At 72.6% G+C, this 7,540-nt stretch carries 5 protein-coding genes and 1 pseudogene; 4 read left to right on the top strand and 2 right to left on the bottom strand.

The annotated features are described in order from the left end of the window. A pseudogene (locus tag EAO72_RS14700) lies at window positions 1-409 on the bottom strand (septum formation initiator family protein); the annotation flags it as partial. Window positions 410-461: 52 nt separating this feature from the next. Beyond that, entirely contained in the window at window positions 462-1,427 is a 966-nt protein-coding gene (rsmH, locus tag EAO72_RS14695; RefSeq protein ID WP_148017733.1) for a 16S rRNA (cytosine(1402)-N(4))-methyltransferase RsmH, read from the bottom strand. 380 nt (window positions 1,428-1,807) lie between these two features. Between rsmH and EAO72_RS14690 the strand changes: the two genes are divergently transcribed. The 4 genes from EAO72_RS14690 to EAO72_RS14675 all read left to right on the top strand — a co-directional run. Next, window positions 1,808-2,353, top strand: coding sequence for a beta-class carbonic anhydrase (locus EAO72_RS14690; RefSeq protein ID WP_148017732.1), 546 nt, complete (start codon window positions 1,808-1,810; stop codon window positions 2,351-2,353). A gap of 258 nt (window positions 2,354-2,611) precedes the next feature. Next, window positions 2,612-3,661 carry an AAA family ATPase gene (locus EAO72_RS14685; protein ID WP_148017731.1) on the top strand — a complete coding sequence of 350 codons (1,050 nt, stop codon included), beginning with the start codon at window positions 2,612-2,614 and terminating at the stop codon, window positions 3,659-3,661. Beyond that, window positions 3,661-5,040, top strand: a complete 1,380-nt coding sequence (locus tag EAO72_RS14680) for a DUF58 domain-containing protein (protein ID WP_148017730.1) — start codon at window positions 3,661-3,663, stop codon at window positions 5,038-5,040. The genes EAO72_RS14685 and EAO72_RS14680 overlap by 1 nt, the downstream gene beginning before the upstream one ends. A 10-nt stretch (window positions 5,041-5,050) precedes the next feature. Further along, window positions 5,051-7,540 (top strand): transglutaminase TgpA family protein (locus EAO72_RS14675; RefSeq protein ID WP_148017842.1); only part of this gene is annotated, 2,490 nt, incomplete at its 3' end.

The raw sequence follows: 7,540 nt of genomic DNA, 5'->3' as shown, positions 1-7,540 counted from the left end.
GTTCGGGGGTTTCGGGCTTCGGCACCGCGGTGGTGGGTGCGGCGCTGGCGGCGGAGGGTACGCCGCGGACCTGGCCGTTCGGGCCGAGGAAGGCGGGGCTGCCGCCGGGGACCATGCCCAGTTCCCTTGCTCGGCGCGCCAGGGCGTCCGGTTCGGAGGCGCTGTCGACGTCCCGCTGGAGGGCCTGCTGGTCGTCGGTGAGGTCCGTGGTCCGCTTCTTCAGCTCACTGAGCCGGAACGATCCTTCGTTGAGCGCGGAGTTCAGCAGCAGCAGGGTGATCAGGCCGCCGCCCAGGAGCAGGACGACCAGCAGGACGAAGGGGGTCCGGGCCGCGTTGCTCGGCCCGGCCGGCATCAGCCGGCTGAGCCGCGCGGCGCGTCCTTTCAGCCCGCCGGCCGCGTTGCTCACCGCGCCGCTCCGTCCCCGGGCCGGGTCCGCGAGGACTCCGGGTGCCGACTGCTCATCGCTCCTCCTCGCGGATGCGCTGGGCGCCGCGGAGCCGGGCGGGAGCGGCGCGCCGGTTCTCGGCGACCTCCTCCTCGGTGGGCAGTTCGGCGCCGCGGGTCAGCAGCTTGAGCCGTGGCTGATAGCGCTCGGGGACGACCGGCAGGCCGGGCGGTGCGGTGTTCGCGGCGCCCGCCGCGAACACCTGCTTGACCAGGCGGTCCTCGAGCGAGTGGTACGACAGGACGGCGATGCGCCCACCGACGGCAAGGCTCCGCACCGCGGCCGGGATCGCCCGCTCCAGCACGGTGAGCTCGCCGTTGACCTCGATGCGCAGCGCCTGGAAGGTGCGCTTGGCCGGGTTGCCGCCGGTGCGCTTGGCGGCCTGCGGCAGCGAGTCCCGGATCAGCTCGACGAGCCGCGCGCTGTTGCTGAACGGCTCTTTCTCGCGTTCGCGCACGACGGCGGAGACGATCCGCTTGGCCTGCTTCTCCTCGCCGTACGCGCGCAGGATCCTGACCAGTTCGCCCGGCGGGTAGGTGTTGAGCACCTCGGCCGCGCCGATGCCGGTCGTCTGGTCCATCCGCATGTCGAGCGGGGCGTCCTGGGCGTAAGCGAATCCGCGGTCGGCCTCGTCCAGTTGCATGGAGGAGACGCCGAGGTCGAAGAGGACGCCCTGGACCTTGGGGACGCCGAGCCGGTCGAGTACCTCGGGCAGTTCGTCGTAGACGGCGTGCACCAGCGTCGCGCGGTCGCCGTACGGGGCGAGCCGCTCACCGGAGAGGCGCAGCGCCTCCTTGTCCCGGTCGAGCGCGATCAGCCGGGCGGTGGGGAAGGCGGAGAGCAGCGCCTCGCTGTGTCCGCCGAGGCCCAGGGTGCAGTCGACGACCACGGGCGGCTGCGGGCCGGGTGCCTCCAGAGCCGGGGCCAACAGGTCCAGGCACCGCTGGAGCATCACCGGGACGTGTCGGGTCTGGCTCATGCGCCCTCTCAGGCTCAGGTCCCGGGGCGCTGCACGTACGGCCTGGTCCCCGCCCGCTCGCGAAGGGGAGGTCCGCCGGCGCCGGGGAAGGGGCGTCAGCCGACCGGCGAGCGGGAGAGGGCCGGGCCGTACGTACGCCGCGCACACGGGGAAAACATCGGAATGTGCAGGGTGTCGGTAACTTCCCGTCACTTTAGTCCACCCTGCCATTCGATCGATTCCCGATCAATCAACCCGACAGCGCGTCGGCCCTCGCTTTGTTCACCCGGCCGGGTGACCGGCTGTGAGGCTTGTGGGTTACCTCACAACAAGCGTCGTTGACGTTCTTTGTCCGCTTCGACACCACGCCGACGGCACCGGCGAGAGCTAACGTCTAGTTCATGTCGACTTCTGCGCACTCCCCTGCCACGGACCAGGCCCGCACCGGCGGCACCGTCACCGACCGCCTGGTCGAGGCGAACGTCCAGTACGCCTCCGAGTTCACCGACCCCGGCATGGACGCGAAGCCCGTGCTGCGTGTGGCCGTCGTCGCCTGCATGGACGCCCGGCTCGACCTGCACAAGGCGCTCGGTCTGGCGCTCGGTGACTGTCACACCGTCCGCAACGCCGGCGGCGTGGTCACCGACGACGTCATCCGCTCGCTGTCGATCAGCCAGCGGGCCCTCGGCACGCGCAGCGTGGTGCTGATCCACCACACCAACTGCGGCATGGAGTCGATCACCGAGGAGTTCCGCCGGGAGCTGGAGATGGAGGTCGGCCAGCGGCCGGCCTGGGCGGTCGAGGCCTACAGTGACGCCGACCAGGACGTGCGGCAGTCGATGCAGCGGGTCCGCACCTCCCCGTTCCTGCTGCACACCGACGACGTGCGCGGATTCGTCTTCGACGTGACCACCGGCCTGCTGCGCGAGATCCTTCCGGTTTCCTGACCTTCCCGGCCCGAGGGAGCCGGACGGGCACGTTCCGGCGGTGAAAACCCCCATCGACCCGACATTTCGGCCCCGGTTATCCACAGGCGAGTGACACGAAGCGGTAACGGCAACAAGAATGCGGGTGTGACACCCCGCCGGACCTGTCCGGCGCGGTGTCCGCAATTCGGGGTGGGCCGGGCCGCACAAGGGCGCCGGCCCGTGACTGGGGAAATCCTGTGCTCCTGGTGAGCGTGGGGCAGGGCCGAGGAGGGCCGGGTGACGACCTATGACGATCGAGCGAGCCTCACAGATCTGACCACCACAGCGGAGCGGGTACGCAGGTCGGTGGAAGGTGTGATCGAGGGCAAGCCCGAGGTCGTACGCCTTTCGCTGACCGTGCTGCTCGCGGAGGGCCACCTCCTGATCGAGGACGTCCCCGGCGTGGGCAAGACCATGCTGGCCAAGGCGCTGGCACGGTCCATCGACTGCTCGGTGCGACGCATCCAGTTCACACCGGACCTGCTGCCCTCGGACATCACCGGTGTGTCCATCTTCGATCAGCAGCGCCGCGACTTCGAGTTCAAACCGGGCGCGATCTTCGCCCAGATCGTGATCGGCGACGAGATCAACCGCGCCTCGCCCAAGACCCAGTCCGCGCTGCTGGAGTCGATGGAGGAGCGCCAGGTCACCATCGACGGGCACACCTACGAGCTGCCCGACCCCTTCATGGTCGTGGCTACCCAGAACCCGGTGGAGATGGAGGGCACGTATCCGCTCCCCGAGGCCCAGCGCGACCGGTTCATGGCCAGGGTGTCGATCGGCTATCCCAGCGCCGAGGCCGAACTGCAGATGCTCGACGTGCACGGCGGTGTCTCACCGCTCGACGACCTCCAGCCGGTGGCGCACGCCCATGACATCGTCAAGCTGATCGAGGCGGTGCGCGCGGTCCACGTCGCCGAAGCCGTCCGGCGGTATGCCGTCCAGCTCGTCGGAGCCACCCGGAACCACCCCGACCTCAGGCTCGGCGCATCGCCGCGTGCCACCCTGCACCTGCTGCGCGCGGCCAAGGCCTCCGCGGCGCTGAGCGGGCGGGACTACTGCCTGCCGGACGATGTGCAGGCGCTCGCCGTCGCCGTGCTCGCCCACCGGCTGCTGCCCACCGCACAGGCGCAGCTGAACCGCCGAACCGCCGAACAGGTGGTCCAGGAAATCCTTCAGCAGACCCCCGTGCCGACCGCTTCGGGCGGGGCGGCCGTCCCCGCGCCCCAGCACCAGCCGGGCGCGGTGTACGGCGGCCGGCAGCAGCCCGGCGCACGGCGGCTCTGATGGCCGCCGGGGGGGCGCCCGCGAGGGACGGCAGCGACGACAAGGGCGGTCTGCGGGCCGCCCTGGGCGGCCTGACCACGCGTGGCCGGTCCTTCCTCGCGGCCGGTGTGGCCGCCGCGGTCTGCGCGTATGTGCTGGGCCAGGCGGATCTGCTGCGGGTCGGCCTGCTGCTCGCCGTGCTGCCGCTGGTCTGTGTGACGGTGCTGTTCCGGACCCGCTACCAGGTCGCCGGCACCCGCAGGCTCTCCCCGTCCCGGGTGCCCGCGGGCTCCGAGGCGCGGGTCCATCTGCGGATGGACAACGTCTCGCGGCTGCCCACGGGTCTGCTCATGCTCCAGGACCGGGTGCCGTACGTGCTCGGACCGCGGCCCCGGTTCGTCCTGGACCGGGTGGAGGCGGGCGGCAGGCGCGAGGTGTCGTACCGGGTGCGGTCGGATCTGCGCGGGCGCTACCCGCTCGGCCCCCTGCAACTGCGGCTGAGCGATCCGTTCGGGATGTGCGAGCTGACCCGTTCGTTCAGCGCGTACGACACCCTCGTCGTCATCCCGCGGACCGAACCGCTGCCCCCGGTGCGGCTGGCGGGCGAGGCGTCCGGCTACGGCGAGGGACGGCAGCGCTCGCTGGCGCTGGCGGGCGAGGACGACGTCATCCCGCGCGGCTACCGGCACGGCGACGATCTCCGCCGTGTCCACTGGCGCTCCACCGCGCGCTACGGCGAGCTGATGGTGCGCCGCGAGGAGCAGCCGCAGCGGGCCAGATGCACGGTACTGCTGGACACGCGCCGGATCGCCTTCCAGGGCACGGGGCCCGACTCGGCGTTCGAGTGGGCCGTCTCCGGCGCGGCGTCCGCGCTGGTGCACATGCTGGAGCGGGGTTTCGAGGTCCGGCTGGTGACGGACGACGGCACGGAGGTGCCGGGCGCGAGCGGCTTCTCGGGCTCCACCCAGGACTCGGCCGACTCGGCCGGACTGATGATGGACACCCTCGCTGTCGTCGACCACTCCGACGGCGACGGTCTCGCCCGGGCGTACGACGTGCTCCGTGGCGGCGACGAGGGCCTGTTGATCGCCTTCCTCGGGGATCTGGACGACGAACAGACCGCGGTGGCGGCCCGCATGCGACAGCGCGGCGGCGGGGCCGTCGCCTTCGTCCTGGACAGCGCCGCCTGGGTGCATGGCGCGTCGCCCGCATCCGACGCGGCCCGCGAGCAGCGGCTCCGGCTGCTGCGCGAGTCGGGATGGACAGCGGTGCCGGTCGGGCCGGGCACGGATCTGGCCCTGCTGTGGCAGCAGGCGGGCCATCAGGGCTCGCTGACCGGCTCCGCCGCGATGGGCGGCACGAGCGGCGGCACGACGGGATTCTCCGGTGGTTGGTCATGAGAGGACGGTCATGAGCGGTCGTGGTCGGCTGGCGCTGTGCGCCTATGCGGCGACGCTGATGGCGGCGTGTTCGATGCTGCCACTGGTCGACCCCTACGCCTGGTTCGTGCAGGCCGCGTTCCTGCTGGCCATCCAGTGCGGCGTGGGCGCGCTCGGCCGGCGGGTGCCGCTGCCGCGGGCGGCGACCGTCGCCGCTCAGGCGCTGGTCCTGGTGGTGCTGCTGACCGTGGCGTTCGCCCGTCAGGAGGCGCTGGCGGGCTTCGTGCCCGGCCCGCAGTCGGTGCAGCGGCTCGCCGACCTGCTGACCGCGGGTGCGGACGACGTCGGGCGGTATGCGATCCCGGCACCGGACACGGCGGGTATCCGGCTGATGCTGGTGGGCGGCGTGCTGTTGATCGGGCTCGCGGTGGACGCCCTGGCGGTGACGTTCCGCAGCGCCGCGCCGGCCGGGCTGCCCCTGCTGGCCCTCTACTCCGTCGCCGCCGGTCTCTCCGACGGCGGCGCGGACTGGCTGTGGTTCCTGCTGGCCGCCTGCGGCTATCTGCTTCTCCTGCTGGCCGAGGGACGTGACCGGCTCTCCCAGTGGGGGCGGGTCTTCGCCGGGGCGGCTGCGGCCAGGGGCCGAGGTCATTCCTCCGGCATCGGCGCCTCGGGCGGCGGGGCGCTCGCCCCGGTGCGCACCGGGCGTCGCATCGGCGCGTTCGCCCTGGGCATCGCGCTGGTCGTGCCCGCGGCCCTGCCCGCGCTCGACGGCGGGCTGCTGGCCGGTACGGGAGGCGGCAACGGCAAGGGGAGCGGCGGCGGCACCATCTCCGCCGTGAACCCGCTGGTCTCCCTGCAGAACGACCTCAACCAGCCGGAGAACCGGGAGGTGATGTCGTACCGCACCAACTCGACGGGAGCGCAGGACTTCTACCTCCGCATCCTGGCCCTGGACCAGTTCAACGGGAGCGAATGGCGGGCCTCGACCCGCCGGCTGAAGGACGTGCCGAAACGGCTCCCGAACCCGCCCGGTCTGTCGCCCGACGTCGCCGTGACGGAGATCAGTACGAACATCTCCGCGTCGCCTTCCTACAAGCAGACCTATCTGCCGCTCCCCTACCCGGCGACCGAGGTGAGGGTCGACGGGCGCTGGCGGTTCGAGCCCGAGGGCCGCACCCTGGTCGGGGACGACGGGGAGACGACCGGCGGTGCGCAGTACGGGGTCTCCAGCCTGATCGTGCAGCCGACGGCCGGGCAGCTGGCGGACGCGGGCGCGGTTGCGCCGGCCCTGGTCCGCGAGTACACCCGGGTGCCCGGCTCGCTGCCCAAGGTAGTCCGGGAGACGGCCGAAGAGGTGACGAAGGGCGCCGCCAACTCCTACGAGCAGGCGGTGAAGCTGCAGAACTACTTCGCCTCCGAGGGCGGCTTCACGTACGACACCTCGGTGAACTCGGGTACCGGCAGTGCGGCGATCGGCCGCTTCCTGCAGGACCGGCGGGGCTTTTGCGTCCATTTCTCGTTCACCATGGCGGCGATGGCCCGGACGCTGGGCATCCCGGCCCGGGTCGCCGTCGGTTTCACGCCGGGCACGGCGCAGTCGGACGGTTCGATGTCGGTCGGTCTGCGCGATGCGCACGCCTGGCCTGAGCTGTATTTCGAGGGCATCGGGTGGACCCGCTTCGAGCCCACGCCGACACGTGGCTCGCTGCCGTCGTACACCCTGCCGGACACCCCTTCGGGTGACTCCGCCGATCCGGCCCGGCCGGAGACGGAGGCGTCGGCGGCGGTGCCGGTCGCACCGTCGGCCTCGGAAAGCTGCCCGGCGCAGACCGGCGGGCAGGGCGTGTGCGCCGGCTCGGCCCTTCCGGGTGCCACCGCGCCCACGGACACGGGGACGTCGGCGGGCGCCGTGCTCGGAGTGGTCCTGGTGGTCCTCCTCGTGCTGTTGCTCCCGCTGCTGCCCATGTTCTGGCGCATGCGGGTACGGGCCCGGCGGCTGGGCTCCTCCACCGGACGCACCCCGGCGGACGCGACCACGAGAACGCTGGCGGCCTGGCAGGAGATCACCGACACCGCGTGGGACCACGGCATCGAGCCGGACGAGTCGCTGACCCCGCGGAAGGCCGCGGCCCGGGTGGTGCGGGCGGGAGAGCTGGACGCGGAGGTCGCCGAGGCGGTGCACCGGGTGGCGGGCGCGGTGGAGCAGGTGCTCTACGCGCCGGAGCCGCGGCCGGTGTCGGGCCTCGCGGAGGACACGCAGGCGGTACGGGCGGCCCTCCGGGGCTCCGTCGGCCGCTTCGCCCGGTTCCGCGCGGTGGTGGCACCGCGCTCGGCCGTACGGGTGGTGTGGGCGGTCTCGGAGCGCCGGGCCGCTCTGGCAGCCCGATGGCGAGCGCCCCAGCGGCCTGCGTGGCTCCGCCGCCCGTKCCGCCTGCGTGTCCTCCGCGAGGCCCGACACCGGCCGCGGCTCCGGCGCGTAGAGCACCTGCTCCACCGCGCCCGCCACCCGGTGCACCGC

The sequence above is a fragment of the Streptomyces sp. OR43 genome, assembly GCF_008042275.1.
GTDB lineage: Bacteria > Actinomycetota > Actinomycetes > Streptomycetales > Streptomycetaceae > Streptomyces.
This window is presented reverse-complemented; position numbering and strand designations above follow the sequence as displayed.

Excerpts from the sequence above, each read along its gene's own strand:
- EAO72_RS14690 (WP_148017732.1), top strand. The coding sequence starts at position 1,808 with ATGTCGACTTCTGCGCACTCCCCTGCCACGGACCAGGCCCGCACCGGC.
- rsmH (WP_148017733.1), bottom strand. The coding sequence starts at position 1,427 with ATGAGCCAGACCCGACACGTCCCGGTGATGCTCCAGCGGTGCCTGGAC.
- EAO72_RS14680 (WP_148017730.1), top strand. The coding sequence starts at position 3,661 with ATGGCCGCCGGGGGGGCGCCCGCGAGGGACGGCAGCGACGACAAGGGC.